This window comes from Pantoea dispersa, assembly GCF_014155765.1.
Classification (GTDB): Bacteria; Pseudomonadota; Gammaproteobacteria; order Enterobacterales; family Enterobacteriaceae; genus Pantoea; species Pantoea dispersa.
The window spans coordinates 318906-335529 of the sequence record NZ_SCKT01000004.1 but is presented as its reverse complement, the minus strand read 5'-3'; the positions used below and the strand labels follow the sequence as shown (position 1 = coordinate 335529).

Below are 16624 nucleotides of genomic sequence, written 5' to 3'. Positions count from 1 at the left end.
ATAATCCCGATTTGGCAGCCCATTTGCTGACTGCTAACATGACTGCCACAGAACTCATTATTGTCGAAAATTGCGGCGATTGCGGATTATTTAATGGCCATTTCAATCAAAACCCCAGAAGAAATCGAAAAAATGCGCGTGGCGGGCCGTCTGGCTGCCGAAGTGCTGGAGATGATTGCTCCACACGTCGTGCCAGGCGTCACCACCGGCGAGCTTGACCGTCTGTGCCACCAGCACATCACCGAAAAGCAGCAGGCCATTTCAGCCTGTCTCGGCTACCACGGTTTCCCGAAATCAGTGTGTATTTCGGTCAACGAAGTGGTATGTCACGGTATTCCCAGCGACGATCGCGTGCTGAAAGACGGGGATATCGTTAACGTCGACGTCACGGTGATCAAAGATGAATACCATGGTGATACGTCAAAGATGTTCATCGTCGGCAAACCGACGATTCAGGGCGAGCGCCTGTGCCGGGTTACGCAGGAGAGCCTGTACATTGCGCTGCGTCTGGTGAAGCCGGGCATTCGCCTGCGTGAACTGGGCCGGGCGATTCAGAAATACGTGGAAGCACAGGATTTTTCCGTGGTCCGCGAGTATTGCGGACACGGCATCGGTAAAGGCTTCCATGAAGAGCCGCAGGTGCTGCATTACGATGCCGACGACAGCGGCGTGGTGCTGCAGGCTGGCATGACATTTACCGTCGAACCGATGGTAAACGCCGGTGATTATCGCATCCGCACCATGAAAGATGGCTGGACGGTGAAAACCAAAGATCGCAGCTTGTCCGCACAGTATGAGCATACTATTGTGGTGACGGAAAACGGCTGTGAAATCCTGACGCTGCGCGCCGACGACACTATTCCAGCGGTGCTGGAAAACAACGCGTAACGCTCGTCATCAGGATAACAGGCCGACTCAAAACGAACGCCTGTCAGTTTAGGTTCACCCATCCCTGCACCTCCCGTAGCGGCGCCATCAGTTGCGCGTTAACCCGCGCCGCTACTGCGGTGGTGTCACGGACGGTGACTAACTGAACGGCATCACGGCGTTAAGCCCGCTTTTTATGGTGCAGAAGAGGCATGTTGATGAGTGGTAGCGTGACCGAAGCAGTACACAAAGGCCTGACCGATTCCCCCGCCAGCTGGCCAGACGACGCGCTGACGCGCGACAAACTCAAACAGTATCTTGAACAGTTCCAGCAGCATCTGGGCAGCGCTTTTGACGCTGGCAGCGATATCGAATCGCTGATTGATGCGCGCACGCTGTTTATCGATCGCCTGCTGCGCCGGCTATGGCGACTGTTTGGCTTTGACCAGATGAAAGAGATCGCGCTGGTGGCGGTGGGCGGCTATGGCCGCGGTGAGCTGCATCCGCTGTCGGACATCGACGTGCTGATCCTGAGCCGTCAGCCACTGGACGAAGCTGCCGCGCAGCGCACCTCAGAACTGCTGACGCTGATGTGGGATCTCAAACTGGAGGTCGGCCACAGCGTACGCACGCTGGAAGAGTGTCTGCTGGAGGGCTTGTCGGATCTCACCGTCGCCACCAACCTGATTGAGTCGCGCATGCTGACCGGCGACGTGGCGCTGTTTCTCGAACTGCAAAAGAATATCTTCAGCGACGGTTTTTGGCCATCGTCACGCTTCTTCGCTGCCAAAATTGAGGAGCAGCTGGAACGCCACCAGCGCTATCATGGCACCAGCTACAACCTCGAACCGGATATCAAAAGCAGCCCGGGCGGGCTGCGCGACATTCATACTCTGCAGTGGGTCGCGCGCCGCCACTTTGGCGCCACCACCATGGATGAGATGGTCGGCTTTGGCTTTCTCACTGAAGCCGAACGCAATGAGATTAATGAGTGCCAGGAATTTCTCTGGCGCATCCGTTTCGCGCTGCACCTGACGCTGCCGCGCTACGATAACCGCTTACTGTTCGATCGTCAGCTCAACGTGGCACAGCGCCTCAACTATGGCGGCGAAGGCAATGAGCCGGTTGAGCGCATGATGAAAGATTTCTATCGCGTCACGCGCCGTATCGGCGAGCTGAACCAGATGCTGCTGCAGCTGTTTGACGAAGCCATTCTGGCGCTGTCGACCACCGAGAAGCCGCGCAGCATCGATGAGGATTTTCAGCTGCGCGGTAATCTGATTGACCTGCGCGATCCCACGCTGTTTGAGCGCGAGCCGCAGGCGATTCTGCGCATGTTTTACGTGATGGTGCGTAACGAAACCATCACCGGCATCTATTCCACCACGCTGCGCCAGCTGCGCTACGCCCGCCGTCATCTGCAACAGCCGTTATGTCAGATCCCCGAAGCGCGCCGCACCTTTATGGCGATTCTGCGCCACCCTGGCGCGGTAAAGCGCGCGCTGCTGCCGATGCATCGCCACAGCGTACTGTGGGCCTATACGCCGCTGTGGGGCAACATTGTCGGCCAGATGCAGTTCGACCTGTTCCACGCCTACACCGTGGATGAGCACACCATCCGCGTGTTGCAGAAGCTGGAAAGTTTTGCCGACGAAGCCACGCGCCCGATGCACCCGCTGTGCGTCGAGCTGTGGCCGCGCCTGCCACAGCCGGAGCTGCTGCTGATGGCCGCGCTGCTGCACGATATCGCCAAAGGGCGCGGCGGCGACCACTCGATTCTTGGCGCGCAGGACGCGCTGGACTTTGCTGAGCTGCACGGCCTCAATTCGCGCGAAATGCAGCTGGTGGCGTGGCTGGTGCGTCATCACCTGCTGATGTCGGTGACTGCTCAGCGTCGCGACATTCAGGACCCCACGGTGATTCAGCAGTTTGCTGAAGTGATGCAAAATGAAAACCGGCTGCGCTATCTGGCCTGCCTGACGGTTGCCGACATCTGTGCCACCAATGAAAGCCTGTGGAACAGCTGGAAACAGAGCCTGCTACGTGAGCTGTTCTTCGCCACCGAAAAACAGCTGCGCCGCGGTATGGAGAACAGCCCGGATCTGCGCGAGCGCGTGCGTCATCACCGGCTGCAGGCGCTGGCGCTACTGCGCATGGAAAATCTCAACGAAGAGCGCCTGCACCATATCTGGAGCCGCTGCCGCGCCGACTACTTCCTGCGCCATACGCCCAACCAGCTGGCGTGGCACGCGCGGCATCTGATCAATCATGACCTCAGCAAACCGCTGGTGCTGGTGAGCCCGCAGGCCACGCGCGGCGGCACCGAGATCTTCATCTGGAGCCCGGATCGCCCTTACCTGTTTGCCGCCGTAGCCGGAGAACTCGATCGCCGTAATCTGAGCGTGCACGATGCGCAGATCTTTACCAGCCGCGACGGCATGGCCATGGACACCTTTATTGTGCTGGAGCCGGACGGCAGTCCGCTGGCAGCGGATCGCCATCCGCTGATTATTCAGGCGCTGGAGCAGGCGATCACGCAAACGCAGTGGGTGCCACCGCGTACGCGCCGGCCGTCGTCACGTCTGAAACACTTCAGCGTCGATACCGAAGTCAACTTTTTGCCCACCCATACCGACCGCCGCAGCTATCTGGAGCTGGTGGCGCTGGACCAGCCAGGTTTGCTGGCGCGCGTCGGCGAAGTGTTTGCTGACCTCGGTGTTTCGCTGCACGGCGCCCGCATCAGTACCATCGGCGAACGGGTGGAGGATTTGTTCATCCTTGCCAACAGCGAACGACGTGCGCTGGATGCCGAAATGCGTTCCGTGCTGCAACAACGGTTGACAGAGGTACTTAATCCAAACGATAAAATGTGACCCGGCTTCCATTCTTCACGTTGCCGATGCATTGGCCTGGTGACACGGCCCATCCGTGGATCTCGCTCCGATAGGCGCGCCACCGTTCTGCAGCATGAAGGATGTTTGCCCGATAATTTTACTCTGCACGCCAGTTGGCGTGCATCCGCAATGACAGACTCAGGAATTAAATATGCAACAGTTACAGAGCGTTATCGAATCTGCCTTTGAACGCCGCGCCGACATTACGCCGACCAGCGTAGACAGCGCCACCCGTGAAGCGATCAACCAGGTGATTGGCCTGCTGGACAGCGGTGAACTGCGCGTGTCAGAAAAGATCAACGGCGAATGGGTAACGCATCAGTGGCTGAAAAAAGCGGTACTGCTGTCGTTCCGTATCAACGACAACCAGGTGATCGACGGGGCAGAAACCCGCTTCTACGACAAAGTGCCGATGAAATTTGCCGGCTGGGATGAAGCGCGCTTTAAAAGCGCCGGCTTCCGCGTCGTGCCACCGGCCGCAGTGCGTCAGGGTGCATTCATCGCGCGCAACACCGTGCTGATGCCGTCCTATGTCAACATCGGTGCGTATGTCGATGAAGGCACCATGGTTGATACCTGGGCCACCGTCGGCTCCTGTGCGCAGATTGGTAAAAACGTGCATCTGTCCGGCGGCGTCGGCATCGGCGGCGTACTGGAACCGCTGCAGGCCAATCCAACCATCATCGAAGATAACTGCTTTATCGGTGCCCGTTCTGAGATCGTTGAAGGCGTGATCGTCGAAGAAGGCTCGGTGATCTCCATGGGCGTTTACATCGGCCAGAGCACCAAAATTTATGACCGCGAAACCGGTGAAGTGCACTACGGTCGCGTACCGGCAGGTTCGGTGGTGGTTTCCGGTAACCTGCCGTCTAAAGATGGCAGCTACAGCCTGTACTGTGCGGTGATCGTGAAGAAAGTTGACGCGAAAACGCTGGCAAAAACCGGCATCAACGAACTGCTGCGTACCATCGATTAAGTTTTTTCTTCCCGCTTATTTTTATAGCCACGGGCCTGTATTCAGGCCCGTCATTTTTTCTTTACACTTCTACCGCTATTACCTGTTTCGCGCCGCGAATTAACAGGTGCGTTTGTTTTTCAAACAGGTCATAATCCGCGCCAGTTAACTCCGGTCGCGCACTGTTCATCCCGGTTTTTGTGTCTACAGTTGATTAAGTATGCCGTAAGCGTTCGGTTCGTTGCGCTTATTACGCAGCCGAATGATGATGATAATCCTGCGCGCTCACTCACTCTCAGATGGAATATAAACGCTATGTACGACAACCTGAAAAGCTTAGGTATCAGCAATCCTGAAGACATTGACCGCTACAGCCTGCGTCAGGAAGCCAACAACGACATCCTGAAAATCTACTTCCGTAAAGACAAGGGCGAGTTCTTCGCCAAAAGCGTGAAGTTTAAATACCCGCGTCAGCGCAAAACCGTGGTGGCCGATCACACCACCCAGGGTTATAAAGAGATTCAGGAAATCAGCCCTAACCTGCGTTACGTGATCGACGAGCTGGATCAGATCTGCCAGCGCGATCAGGTAGAAGTGGATCTGAAGCGCAAAATCCTCGCCGATCTGCGCCATCTGGAGAACGTGGTGTCGAACAAAATCGCCGAAATCGAATCCGATCTCGATCAGCTGACCCGCAACGGTCGCTAATTCCCGCAGCTTCTCAGGCCAGCTGCTGCTGGCCTTTTTTATGCCTGCTCATCAAGCTGCAGCGCCACATACAGCAGCAGCCGATCGTCAAAGTTCGCCAGATTAAGGCCGGTCAGTTCCGAGATGCGGTTCAGGCGGTACTCCAGCGTATTGCGATGAATAAACAGCGCGCGCGCTGTGGCGCTCGGCTGCACGTTATGACTGAACCACGCAACCAGCGTGCGCCGCAGCAAACCGTTATTGTCCATACTCTTCAGCTTTGCCAGCGGACGTGCCAGCTCGCTGGCCTGCCAGCCGCCGCGCAGGCTATCCAGGAGTACAGGCAGCACCAGATCCTGATAGAAGAAGCTCCGCTGCTGCGGCATGCGCTGTTTGCCCACCATCATGGTAGTGCGGGCGGTGCGGTAAGAGCGCGCAATGCTGCCGGGCCCGGTAAAGAAATTGCCGAGCGCGATGCGCATCCGCACCTGACCGCTCTCTTTCATGCGCTGCAGCAGTTGATCGACGCGGCGGCGATGATCGTCCTGATCGTAACGGCCATGGGCATTCAGCGCTGGCTTCAGCACCACCATTTCGGTGAGCGAAACAATGGCGATCAGGTTGTCGCGATCGGGCGTGGTCAGCAGCGTCTGTAATTGCTGCAGCTCCGACATCGCGCTATCGACCCCCAGCTGTCCGCTGTCCACTTCCACCACCGCCACCACGCGCGGCTGATTGAGATCGATGCCCAGTCGCTGCGCCCATTCGTTCAGCGCTGGCGACAGCGTATCGCTGCGGATCAGGTTCAGCACCAGCTCCTCACGCAGGCGGCTGTCCTGCGCCAGCATATGCAGCAGGCGCGCCTGTTCCAGCATCATCTCTGCCGTCATGCACACCAGCTCGCCGTAATGGCGTAACGTGCTGGGCTGGCCGGTGAGGCCAATCACGCCGACGATGTCGCCGTCAATGCGCAGCGGTAAATTGATGCCCGGCCGCACGCCGTGCAGGTGTTTAGCCACCGCTTCGTCAATATCAACCACCCTGCCCTGTGACAGCACCAGCAGCGCGCCCTCGTGCAATTCGCCAATACGCTCGCGATCGCCACTGCCAATAATGCGGCCGCGCGCATCCATCACATTGACATTGCTATCGATAATTTTCATGGTGCGGGCAACGATATCCTGAGCCAGTCGCGCATCAAGATGATAGGTGGCCATCAAACACTCCAGAATTCGGGACGAACCGACAGAATACGCATCCCGATTGCCCCTGGCATTGTGCAACTGCACATAGCCGCAGGGCGATTACCGGAATTGCGGCAGCGGTCACACTGGGAAGGCACAGATGACTGGGGCGCAGCAGCATACAGGCAATAAAAAAGGCGAGCCGAAGCTCGCCTGAGAGACCAATAAAAGGATTACTGCATCAGCAGATAGAGGCTGCTGTCGCCGCGCTTGACGTTGAGCGCCAGCACCGACGGTTTGGTGTCGAGGATTTTACGCAGCTCGCCAAGGTTGCTTACCGCCTGCTGGTTCACACCGAGGATCACATCGCCTTTCTTCAGGCCGATACGTGCCGCAGCGCTGCCGGCTTTCACGCTGTCAACGCGCACGCCCTTCTGGCCGTTGCTGTCGACGTTGCTGAGATCGGCGCCTTCAATGCCGGTGTAAATCGTCGCGGACTGCACTTTATCCTGTGAGCTCTGCTGCAGCTCAACCGTCACGTTGAGCGGTTTGCCATCGCGCAGCAGACCCAGCTGCAGTTTGGTGCCGACCGGCAGCGAGCCGACTTCTGCACGCAGCGCCGCAAAGCTGGTCAGCGCTTTACCGTTCATGGAAACCACCACATCGCCCGCTTTCACACCGGCTTTCGCCGCCGCGGAGTTTGGCAGCACCTGGCTGACAAAGGCGCCACGCTGCGCATCCACTTTCATCGCTTTAGCCAGCTCGGAGTTGAGCTCGGTGCCCATAATGCCCAGCTCGCCGCGTTTCACCTGGCCATACTCCACCATCTGCGCGGTCAGGTTTTTCACCATGGAACTCGGGATGGCAAAGCCGATACCGATGTTGCCGCCGTCCGGTGCGAGGATCGCGGTGTTAATACCGATCAGCTCGCCGTTCAGGTTAACCAGCGCACCGCCGGAGTTGCCGCGGTTGATGGCGGCATCGGTCTGGATAAAGTTTTCGTAATTTTCGACGTTAAGGCCGCTGCGCCCCAGCGCTGAGACGATGCCGGACGTGACCGTTTCGCCCAGGCCGTACGGGTTACCGATGGCCACGGTGTAATCACCGACGCGCAGATTGTCGGAGTCTGCGATCTTAATTGCCGTCAGGTTTTTCGCATCCTGCAGCTGAATCAGCGCGATGTCAGACTGCGGATCTTTGCCGATGACCTTAGCATCGTAGCGACGGCCATCGCTCAGCTGTACCTGAATTTTGGTGGCGTTATCTACTACGTGGTTGTTGGTAACCACATAGCCTTTGTCGGCGTTGATGATTACGCCGGAACCGAGTGCGCGGAACTGCTGCTTCTGCGCGTTGGCGCCATCGTCGCTACCGTCACCGCCGCCGCCCTGGCACATGGGTGAACCCTGGAACGGCGATCCGTCCTGACAGAACGGGGAATTATCGCCAAAGAATTGCTGGAACTGCTGCGGCATGCGCGGGGTTTTCACCGTGGTGCTGCCTTCCACGCTGATACTGACCACGGAAGGCATCACTTTTTCCAGCATGGGTGCCAGGCTGGGCAGTTGCTGACTGGAGGAAGACGCTGTCTCCGCCGCGAAAACACTGACAGGGCTTAACGCCATGCCCAGACTAAGCGCCAGCGCACTTAACATTAATGTGCTTTTTTTCATTCGTCTGTGTCTCTCTGAAATTAACGTGCAGACCATTGCTGTGGTCGTGATGATGAGATTAAGTTTTTAGCGCGAAGTTCCTGATAAAGTATTGGGCAAAGGTAAAAATTTATTCTTCGTCTTTACAAAACTGCGCTTATTCCACCGCCATCAACCGACGATACTCATCCCAGGCGTAATTGTCCGTCATCCCGCTGATATAGTCCTGAATCAGCCGCGAGCGATAATAACGTTCCCATAACAATCGCTGATATTTATGCTGCACCACCAGGTTACGCATCTGTTGCTGATAAGCTTTACGATGTTTACCGGAAAGTTTATGAAACAGTCGGGTTTCGATCGGATGTTTCGCGAGAAAATCCTCATTCATTAACGTGGTAAACTGTTCATAATCGAGCTGCATCAGCGACTGATAAATTTCCAGTAATCCTTTAATGACCCGATAACCCTGTAATTCCAGCTGCTCAACTTCAGGGTGATTAAACACCTGCTGGCGCGCCACGGTTTTAAATAATTTTAACAGGCGCCCTTCATCACCGTCATCTTCCAGCAGCGCATGGTTAAAGCTGCCGGCAAAAATGGCAGGTAAATTATCAACAAAGCGGCGCACCGCATGGCTGACCAGCACGCTCTGGACGTTGACCCGCAGCGACATGAAAAATTGATCGCTAATACTGCGACGCTTTTTCTGATTGGCCTCTTTCCACGCTTCATTAATGGTGCGGCTGAACGCGTCGCCGGATTTCACCGGACCCCAGGCGTTGAGCAAAGAATGATAGAGCGTATCGACGGTGAAGATGTCTTTTTCTACGGCGTCATCAAGGTCGGCAATACAATAGGAGATATCGTCAGCCGCTTCCATTATCCAGGTCAGCGGATAACGGTGGTGCTCAGGTATATCCGTTGCCGCGCGGAGATCGGCCACATATTCACGTTCGGATAAATAGAAACCCGGCTTTTTCATTAACACGCTGAACTCCGCCGGCTTATCGCCCTGCCACCACGCCGGCGCGGTGTATTTTAAAATACACGCTACCTGCGCATAGCTAAGATTTAGCTGCAGCAGGGTATGCACCAGCCGAATGGCCTGCGCATTCCCTTCGAAATGGCACAAATCCTGACGAATCATTGCATTTAACCGGTCGAAATCGGCACGCTGCGCGTCATCCGCCACGCCCGCCACCAGCGGATCCACCAGTTCGGCCGGCAGGTTGTCATCAAACCAGTCATTGATCGCCGCTTCACCAAAATGGCCAAACGGCGGGTTGCCGACGTCGTGCAGCAGGCAGGCCATCTCCACCAGGCTCTCGACCGCGCCCTCAAAGCCATCGAGGCCGTAAGCCGCCAGCCCGCCGCCCTGGGTTTTCAGCGTATGCAGAATCTCTTTGGTGATGTAACGCCCGGTTTGCTGCACCTCAAGCGAATGGGTCAGGCGCGAGCGCACGGCCGCATTCCGCTCCAGCGGAAACACCTGGGTTTTTTGTTGCAGACGGCGAATCGCGGCAGAATTAATAATGCGTCCACGATCGCTTTCAAAGTGGCGGGTAATAAAGTATTCGCCTTCGGGATCTTTGCGGCTTGTATAAGGGCGGGTGAAACTGATCTTCTTCCTGAAATTGATCGTCGCCATTGTTACCCCTTATTTTTTCCTGAATTGATCCCCTTTGAGCCATGTTAGACTATGCCTCACTTTAGCCTTATACATCCATAACTACAGCGAGATTCTTTATGAAAGCAGGCATTATTGGCGCGATGGAGCAGGAAGTCACACTGCTGCGTGACAAAATTGAAAACCGTCAGACGCTGACGCTGGCCGGCTGCGAAATTTACACCGGTACGCTCAACGGCGTTGAGGTGGCTCTGCTGAAATCGGGCATCGGCAAAACCGCGGCGGCGCTGGGTACCACGCTGCTGCTGGAGCTGTGCAAACCGGATCTGGTGATCAACACCGGTTCCGCAGGCGGTCTGGCGCCAACCCTACAGGTGGGCGATATCGTGGTGTCCGATGAAGTGCGTTATCACGATGCCGATGTCACCGCTTTTGGCTATGAGCCTGGTCAGATGGCGGGCTGCCCGGCGGCGTTTGTCGCGGACAGCGCGCTGATTGCCGTCGCAGAGCAGGTGATCAAACAGCTGGATCTCAACGCGGTGCGCGGTCTGGTGGTCAGCGGTGACGCCTTTATCAATGGCGCCGCGCCGCTGGAGCGTATCCGCAGCACCTTCCCGCAGGCGATTGCGGTAGAGATGGAAGCCACGGCGATTGGTCACGTTTGCCATCAGTTTAAGGTGCCGTTCGTGGTGGTACGCGCTATTTCTGACGTGGCCGATAAAGCGTCGCATCTGAGTTTCGAAGAGTTCCTCAGCGTGGCGGCTAAACAGTCGTCACTGATGGTGGAAAACCTGCTGGCTCAGCTGGCGCGTGGCTAAATATCTGCTGCTCGGGCTGTGGCTGCTGTGCCACAGTCTGCTGGCCGCACCGCGCGTCATTACCCTGTCGCCGCATCTCACCGAACTGGCGTTTGCCGCCGGCATCACGCCAGTGGCGGTGAGCGCCTGGTCAGACTATCCCGCCGCTGCTCGCCAGCTGGAGCAGGTGGCGAACTGGCAGGGCATTCGCGTTGAACGCATTGTGCAGCTCAGGCCGGATGTGGTGCTGGCCTGGCGCGGCGGCAATCCGCTACGCCAGGTGGAGCAGCTACAGCGTCTGGGCATCCATGTGGAATGGATCGATCCGCAATCACTCGATCAGATGATTGACGCGCTGGCAGCGCTGCAGCGCTGGAGCCCACAGCCCCAGCGGGCCACCGCGGCCGCACAGGCGTTACACCAGCAGCTGCAGACGCTGCGTCAGCGCTATCAGCAGCAAACGCCGGTGCCGCTGTTTCTGCAGTTTGGCCAGCAGCCGCTGTTTACCGCCGCGCGCAGCACGCTGCAGAATGAGGTTATCACCCTGTGCGGCGGTCGCAATATCTTTGCTGACAGCAGTGTGAGCTGGCCTCAGGTGAGCCGGGAGCAGGTGCTGATGCGGCATCCGCAGGCGATTGTCACTGGCGGTGATGCCAGCCGCGCCGCCAGCGTCGCGCGCTTCTGGCAGCCGCAGCTTAACGTGCCGGTGATTGCGCTTAACGATGACTGGCTGAGCCGGCCGGGTCCGCGCCTGCTGCTGGCGGCAAAACAATTGTGCGAAGCTTTACATCCGACGAAAAATAAAGCATTACCAGACTAAAGATTCGACGATTCATGTCGAAAATCAAATAACAAGGCACAGCGGCCACGTATGCTCTGTGCCCTTTTAGCGCATAGCGCACTTTTGACATCACCAGGATTTCACCATGACCAGAGCGCTGCTGCTGGCCATAGGGCTGATCGTGGCTGCACCGATCGGTGCGGCAACCACCACGGGCTCTATCGCCGTCTCGCTAACGATTTTCTCCCGCTGCGATATCTCACGCCCGAGTGAGCAGACGCTGCCATCTGTTGACTGCGGCCGGCATTTCAGCGCGCAGCCGCGCGTGACACAAAGCGTAATAAACCGCGATGCATCACGCCGTGAAACGGCACGCCTGGTGACGATTGAGTGGTGAGTTCTGGCTGCCAGAACGGCAGCCAGCCCAGCATCAGATGCTGAAAGAGGAGCCGCAGCCGCAGGTGGTTTTGGCGTTCGGGTTAGTCACGATAAAGCGGGAACCTTCCAGACCTTCGGTGTAGTCAACCGATCCGCCCACCAGATACTGCAGGCTCATCGGATCAACCACCAGCGCCACACCCTGCTTCTCGATGGTCATGTCGCCGTCATTCATTTGATCGTCAAAAGTAAAACCATACTGGAAGCCACTGCAGCCCCCGCCGGTAATATATACGCGCAGTTTCAGCGCCGGATTCTCTTCATCCGCAATCAGGTTTTTTACTTTTTTCGCTGCTGCATCGGTGAACTGCAGAGGCAGCGCGGCTACGTCGTCACTCATCTTTTACTCCGGGTAAACGTCCAGGTCAGAAAACGACCTCAATTTCGCTATTATCTGCCAGCCGTCCAGTGCAATCAAGTAGCGCCCTTGACACTGTGTGCCGCCAGTTATGGCATAAAGTATAGCAATGTCGCAGGCGCAAGCGGCCGCGCGCCTTTCTTCACCGGCCGCTCTTCCGTAGAATGGCGCCAGATTTTTTCCAGAACAGCAGGAGCCGAACCATGAGTAAGTCAGAAAACCTGTATGCCGAAGCACAACGCCTGATCCCGGGCGGCGTGAACTCCCCGGTGCGTGCCTTTACCGGCGTGGGCGGCGTGCCGCTGTTCATCGAACGCGCCGACGGTGCCTATCTGTATGATGCCGATAGCAAAGCCTATATCGATTACGTCGGCTCCTGGGGGCCGATGGTGCTGGGCCACAATAACGCCACCATTCGCAATGCGGTGATCGAAGCCGCCGCGCGCGGCCTGAGTTTTGGCGCGCCGACCGAGATGGAAGTGAAGATGGCCGAGCTGGTGTGCGAGCTGGTGCCGAGCATGGATATGGTGCGGATGGTTAACTCCGGCACCGAAGCCACCATGAGCGCCATCCGCCTGGCGCGCGGTTTCACCCAGCGTGACAAAATCATCAAATTTGAGGGCTGCTACCACGGCCACGCTGACTGCCTGCTGGTGAAAGCCGGTTCCGGTGCGCTGACGCTCGGCCAACCCAACTCGCCGGGCGTGCCGGCGGATTTCGCCCGTCACACCCTGACCTGCACCTATAACGATCTCGACTCGGTGCGCGCGGCGTTTGAGCAGTATCCGCAAGAGATCGCCTGTATTATCGTCGAACCAGTGGCGGGCAACATGAACTGCATTCCGCCGCAGCCGGAATTCCTGCCGGGCCTGCGTGCGCTGTGCGATGAGTTTGGCGCGCTGCTGATTATCGATGAAGTGATGACCGGCTTCCGCGTGGCGCTGGGCGGTGCCCAGGCGTATTACGACGTTACGCCAGACCTGACCTGCCTCGGCAAGATCATCGGCGGCGGTATGCCGGTTGGTGCCTTTGGCGGCCGCCGCGAAGTGATGGCCGCGCTGGCTCCCACCGGCCCGGTGTATCAGGCGGGCACCCTGTCCGGCAACCCGATTGCCATGGCTGCCGGTTTTGCCTGCCTGTCGCAGATTGCGCAGCCTGGCACCCATGCGACCTTAACCGCACTCACCGACCAGCTGTGTGCTGGCCTGCTGGCGGCGGCGGAGGCGGAGAATATCCCGCTGGTAGTGAACCACGTCGGTGGCATGTTCGGTATTTTCTTCACCGACGCCGACAGCGTGACCTGCTACGCCGACGTGACAAAATGCGATGTGGAGCGCTTTAAGCGTTTCTTCCATCTGATGCTGCAGGAAGGTGTTTACCTCGCGCCATCGGCCTATGAGGCCGGCTTTATGTCACTGGCGCACAGCCAGGAAGATATTCAGCGCACCGTCGATGCCGCCCGCCGCTGCTTCGCGCGGCTGTAAACCTGCCGGGGCGCCATTCATAGCGCCCCGCTTCACTAAGCGCGCCTTAGCAGCCAGATAAAATACGGCGCGCCGAAGAAGGTCGCCATCAGGCCTGCCGGGATTTGATCCGGGAAGGCCAGCATACGGCCGCACCAGTCGGCGAACACCAGCAGCCCCCCGCCGAGCAGGCCAGCCATCAGCAATTGCGGCAGCGCGCGACGGAAGCCGAGCATGCGCACAATATGTGGTGCCATCAGGCCAATAAAACTCAGCGGACCGATAGTGAGCGTCGCGGTGGCGGTCAGCGCGGCCGCCAGCAACAGCAGGCTGAAGCGCGATCGGTTAAGCGCCATGCCGGCTGAGCGCGCCGTGGCACTGCCGAGCGGCAGCAGCGTCAGCCAGCGGCTGGCCAGCGGTGTCAGCGCCACCAGTATCATGCCCACGACAGCACTCTGCAGCGCCTGCGTCATTGAGATGTTGTACGTGGAACCGGAAATCCAGCTCAGCAGCCCGGCCATGCGCGGATCGCCGCTCGCCAGCAACACCATCAGTAACGTGACAAACGCACTGTTCAGCGCCATTCCGGCCAGCAGCATGCGTTCCGGTGCAAAACCGCCGCGGCTGGCCACCAGCATAATCACCAGCAGCGTCAGCGCAGCTCCCAGTACGCCCGCAGGCAGCAGCCAGGCGACCGCGTTGCCGGGCACAAAGAACAGCATCACCACCACCCCGCAGGCCGCCCCGGAGCTGATGCCCAGCACTTCCGGACTGGCCATCGGATTACCAGTCAGGCGCTGAATCAGCACCCCGGCGACGCCCAGCATCGTGCCGACCACCAGTGCCGCCAGCACGCGCGGCACGCGCCACGGCAGCAGCTGTTGCAGCATATCGCCGCTGACCCACGTCCAGCCGTGTGCGTCGCGCCCAAACGCGATGCCTGCCAGACTGCACAGCGCCAGAATCATCACGCCCACCAGGCACCAGCGCAGCACGGCCTGTCGCTCCTGCGGCACTGTGTCGCCGGCATTCATCGCCGGCGGCACAGTGCCAGTGCGCAGACGCGGCAGCAGCCACAGCAGAATCGGCACGCCAATCAGCGCGGTAGCCGTCCCGGTTGACACTTCACGCCAGTGCGCGGTTAGCCACAGCACGCACTGATCGGCCAGCCACAGCAGCAGTGCGCCAATCAGCGGCGCCAGCAGCAAGCGGCTCAGCAGACGACGCGCCCCCAGCATCTTCGCCAGCAGCGGCGCGAACAGCCCGATAAAGCCGATGATACCGGCGACGTTAACCAGCTGCGCACTGAGCAGGATCGCCAGCGCCAGCGCGGCAATGCGCGCTGCCGACAGCGCCAGACCGAGGTTTTTTGCCACGCCATCATCCAGCCCCATCAACGTCAGCGGACGCAACAGCGCCAGCGCCAGTGCGAACGCCAGCAGCAGGCGCGGCCACAGCAGCGCCACGTTGTGGCCGTCGAGCTGGTTCAGCGCGCCGGTGCTCCACAGAAACATGTTTTGCAGCTGATCGTGATTGAAGATGGCAAAGATTTGATTAACCGCGCCGGCATACAGGCTCAGTACCAGGCCGGCGAGGATCAGCGTCACCGGCGACAGACGCTTGCCCCAGGCGATGCCAAACACCAGCACGCCGACCAGCACCGCCCCGCCCATCGCGGCAAACTGCTGCGTCAGCTCCCCGCCCGGCAGCTGCCACAGAGTGGCGACGGTCAGGCCAAGCTGCGCGCCGGAAGAGACGCCCAGCGTGGTCGGCTCCGCCAGCGGATTGCGCAGCACCTGCTGAAACAGCAGGCCCGCGAGGCCAAGTCCGGCTCCGACCAGCAGCGCCAGCGCCAGCCGCGACAGCAGGCTGTAGTGGAACACCACCTGACGGATGTTATCGATATCCGGCGCGAACATCGCCTGCTGCCACTGCGCCAGCGGCAGCGCCTGGCGCAGGTTGATAAACGTGAGCGCCAGCGCCAGTAAACTGAGCACGCTGAGCAGCGTGACGGGAAACAGACGGTTGCGCATCAGTGCGACTCCAGCGCGCGTTCCAGCACGCGAATAAATTTGATGGCTGAGTAAGTGGCGCCGTAGTACCACACCGCCGGCACCCGCCGGAAACGGCCGGAACGGACAAACGGCAGCGCCTGCCACAGTGCGCTTTGCGTCACCTGCTGCATATCGCGTTCGTTATCGTGATCGAAGCAGATCACCTCAACGTCACCGACCTCCGCCAGCCGCTCCAGCCCGACCACCGCACTGCCCCAGAAGTTGGTTTCGCCCTGCCAGGCATTGCGCAGGCCAAGCTGCTCCATCACTTCGAGGAACAGGCTGCCTTTACCGAAGGTAATGGCGTGACGCGGATCCATCAGCGACATCAGCAGCAGCGGACGCTGCGCCCACGGACGTAACCGCTCACGCGCGGCAGCCACTTCACCATCCACCCAGTGCAAATGGGCCTGTGCCTGCGCTTCAAGGCCAAGCCGGGCACCCAGCGCATGCAGCGATGTGCGCGCGGTGGTGAACGGTTTGCCATCGCCGCTGTTGAGGTCAAAGCCCATTGTCGGCGCAATGCGCTCCAGCTTATCGACCGCCGGGCCGTAACCGTTGGAGTGCAGGATCAGCGACGGTGCCAGTTGGGTCATCAGTTCCAGATTGGGTTCGGTGCGTAAGCCGAGATCGAGAGTGCCGGCCGGCAAGACCGGGTCACCCACCCAGATGGCGTAGTTGTGCAGATCGGCCACGCCGAGCGGGGCGACGCCGAGCGCCATCAGCAACTCCACCGGCAGCCACTCCAGCGCCAGGATGCGCTGGCTGTCCGGCGGCGCGGCGCGCAGCGGTGCAAGGTTCATCAGCGGTGAGAGCGCCAGCGCGGTCAGCAGACGGCGACGGGAAATGTCGAACATCACGAGG

Annotated in this window: 14 protein-coding genes; 8 read left to right on the top strand and 6 right to left on the bottom strand. The window is 59.0% G+C overall.

All coding sequences use genetic code 11. The features are described from left to right. Positions 1-93 precede the first annotated feature (93 nt). From map to H7K56_RS14750, 4 genes are all read left to right on the top strand, one after another. Positions 94-888: a type I methionyl aminopeptidase gene (gene map / locus H7K56_RS14765; RefSeq protein ID WP_021507491.1), complete on the top strand. Its 795-nt coding sequence runs from the start codon at positions 94-96 to the stop codon at positions 886-888. 197 nt (positions 889-1085) lie between these two features. Next, a complete protein-coding gene (gene glnD, locus H7K56_RS14760; RefSeq protein WP_021507492.1) occupies positions 1086-3740 on the top strand; it encodes a bifunctional uridylyltransferase/uridylyl-removing protein GlnD in 2655 nt (884 codons plus the stop codon). 172 nt (positions 3741-3912) lie between these two features. Next, complete coding sequence (dapD, locus tag H7K56_RS14755; protein ID WP_021507493.1) at positions 3913-4737, top strand: 2,3,4,5-tetrahydropyridine-2,6-dicarboxylate N-succinyltransferase; 825 nt, start codon at positions 3913-3915, stop codon at positions 4735-4737. A gap of 294 nt (positions 4738-5031) precedes the next feature. Further along, complete coding sequence (locus tag H7K56_RS14750) at positions 5032-5424, top strand: DUF3461 family protein (RefSeq protein WP_010616197.1); 393 nt, start codon at positions 5032-5034, stop codon at positions 5422-5424. A gap of 38 nt (positions 5425-5462) precedes the next feature. Here the strand turns inward: H7K56_RS14750 and H7K56_RS14745 are convergent, their stop codons facing one another. The 3 genes from H7K56_RS14745 to dgt all read right to left on the bottom strand — a co-directional run bounded on the left by H7K56_RS14745 (position 5463) and on the right by dgt (position 9890). Then, complete coding sequence (locus tag H7K56_RS14745) at positions 5463-6620, bottom strand: CdaR family transcriptional regulator (protein WP_021507495.1); 1158 nt, start codon at positions 6618-6620, stop codon at positions 5463-5465. 200 nt (positions 6621-6820) lie between these two features. Next, the gene (gene degP / locus H7K56_RS14740; protein ID WP_058759526.1) at positions 6821-8260 is read right to left on the bottom strand and encodes a serine endoprotease DegP; all 1440 of its coding nucleotides are present in this window, start codon (positions 8258-8260) and stop codon (positions 6821-6823) included. Positions 8261-8396: 136 nt separating this feature from the next. After that, positions 8397-9890 (bottom strand): dGTPase, encoded by a 1494-nt coding sequence (dgt, locus tag H7K56_RS14735; protein WP_150360720.1) that lies wholly within the window; start codon positions 9888-9890, stop codon positions 8397-8399. Positions 9891-9988: 98 nt separating this feature from the next. Here dgt and mtnN point away from each other — a divergent pair, with 98 nt between their 5' ends. From mtnN to H7K56_RS14720, 3 genes are all read left to right on the top strand, one after another. After that, complete coding sequence (mtnN, locus tag H7K56_RS14730) at positions 9989-10687, top strand: 5'-methylthioadenosine/S-adenosylhomocysteine nucleosidase (protein WP_136546859.1); 699 nt, start codon at positions 9989-9991, stop codon at positions 10685-10687. Then, positions 10680-11486: a vitamin B12 ABC transporter substrate-binding protein BtuF gene (gene btuF / locus H7K56_RS14725; RefSeq protein WP_150360719.1), complete on the top strand. Its 807-nt coding sequence runs from the start codon at positions 10680-10682 to the stop codon at positions 11484-11486. Before mtnN ends, btuF begins: the two co-directional genes overlap by 8 nt. A 106-nt stretch (positions 11487-11592) precedes the next feature. Next, the gene (locus tag H7K56_RS14720) at positions 11593-11844 is read left to right on the top strand and encodes a hypothetical protein (RefSeq protein WP_127833699.1); all 252 of its coding nucleotides are present in this window, start codon (positions 11593-11595) and stop codon (positions 11842-11844) included. 33 nt (positions 11845-11877) lie between these two features. Here H7K56_RS14720 and erpA read toward each other — a convergent pair whose 3' ends face one another. Continuing rightward, positions 11878-12225 carry an iron-sulfur cluster insertion protein ErpA gene (gene erpA, locus H7K56_RS14715; RefSeq protein WP_021507501.1) on the bottom strand — a complete coding sequence of 116 codons (348 nt, stop codon included), beginning with the start codon at positions 12223-12225 and terminating at the stop codon, positions 11878-11880. A gap of 221 nt (positions 12226-12446) precedes the next feature. On the opposite strand from erpA, the gene hemL reads away from it, so the two are divergent. Then, positions 12447-13727, top strand: a complete 1281-nt coding sequence (gene hemL, locus H7K56_RS14710) for a glutamate-1-semialdehyde 2,1-aminomutase (RefSeq protein ID WP_150360718.1) — start codon at positions 12447-12449, stop codon at positions 13725-13727. Positions 13728-13762: 35 nt separating this feature from the next. On the opposite strand, the gene fhuB is transcribed toward hemL, so the two are convergent. Together fhuB and fhuD are read right to left on the bottom strand one after the other, a co-directional pair. Beyond that, positions 13763-15739: a Fe(3+)-hydroxamate ABC transporter permease FhuB gene (fhuB, locus tag H7K56_RS14705; RefSeq protein WP_150360717.1), complete on the bottom strand. Its 1977-nt coding sequence runs from the start codon at positions 15737-15739 to the stop codon at positions 13763-13765. After that, positions 15739-16617, bottom strand: a complete 879-nt coding sequence (fhuD, locus tag H7K56_RS14700; protein WP_150360716.1) for a Fe(3+)-hydroxamate ABC transporter substrate-binding protein FhuD — start codon at positions 16615-16617, stop codon at positions 15739-15741. The genes fhuB and fhuD overlap by 1 nt, the downstream gene beginning before the upstream one ends. Positions 16618-16624: the final 7 nt, after the last annotated feature.

Coding starts and splice junctions, on each gene's coding strand:
- dgt (WP_150360720.1), bottom strand. CDS start 9,890: ATGGCGACGATCAATTTCAGGAAGAAGATCAGTTTCACCCGCCCTTAT.
- erpA (WP_021507501.1), bottom strand. CDS start 12,225: ATGAGTGACGACGTAGCCGCGCTGCCTCTGCAGTTCACCGATGCAGCA.
- map (WP_021507491.1), top strand. CDS start 94: ATGGCCATTTCAATCAAAACCCCAGAAGAAATCGAAAAAATGCGCGTG.
- degP (WP_058759526.1), bottom strand. CDS start 8,260: ATGAAAAAAAGCACATTAATGTTAAGTGCGCTGGCGCTTAGTCTGGGC.
- H7K56_RS14750 (WP_010616197.1), top strand. CDS start 5,032: ATGTACGACAACCTGAAAAGCTTAGGTATCAGCAATCCTGAAGACATT.
- glnD (WP_021507492.1), top strand. CDS start 1,086: ATGAGTGGTAGCGTGACCGAAGCAGTACACAAAGGCCTGACCGATTCC.
- fhuB (WP_150360717.1), bottom strand. CDS start 15,739: ATGCGCAACCGTCTGTTTCCCGTCACGCTGCTCAGCGTGCTCAGTTTA.
- H7K56_RS14720 (WP_127833699.1), top strand. CDS start 11,593: ATGACCAGAGCGCTGCTGCTGGCCATAGGGCTGATCGTGGCTGCACCG.
- fhuD (WP_150360716.1), bottom strand. CDS start 16,617: ATGTTCGACATTTCCCGTCGCCGTCTGCTGACCGCGCTGGCGCTCTCA.
- mtnN (WP_136546859.1), top strand. CDS start 9,989: ATGAAAGCAGGCATTATTGGCGCGATGGAGCAGGAAGTCACACTGCTG.
- hemL (WP_150360718.1), top strand. CDS start 12,447: ATGAGTAAGTCAGAAAACCTGTATGCCGAAGCACAACGCCTGATCCCG.
- H7K56_RS14745 (WP_021507495.1), bottom strand. CDS start 6,620: ATGGCCACCTATCATCTTGATGCGCGACTGGCTCAGGATATCGTTGCC.
- dapD (WP_021507493.1), top strand. CDS start 3,913: ATGCAACAGTTACAGAGCGTTATCGAATCTGCCTTTGAACGCCGCGCC.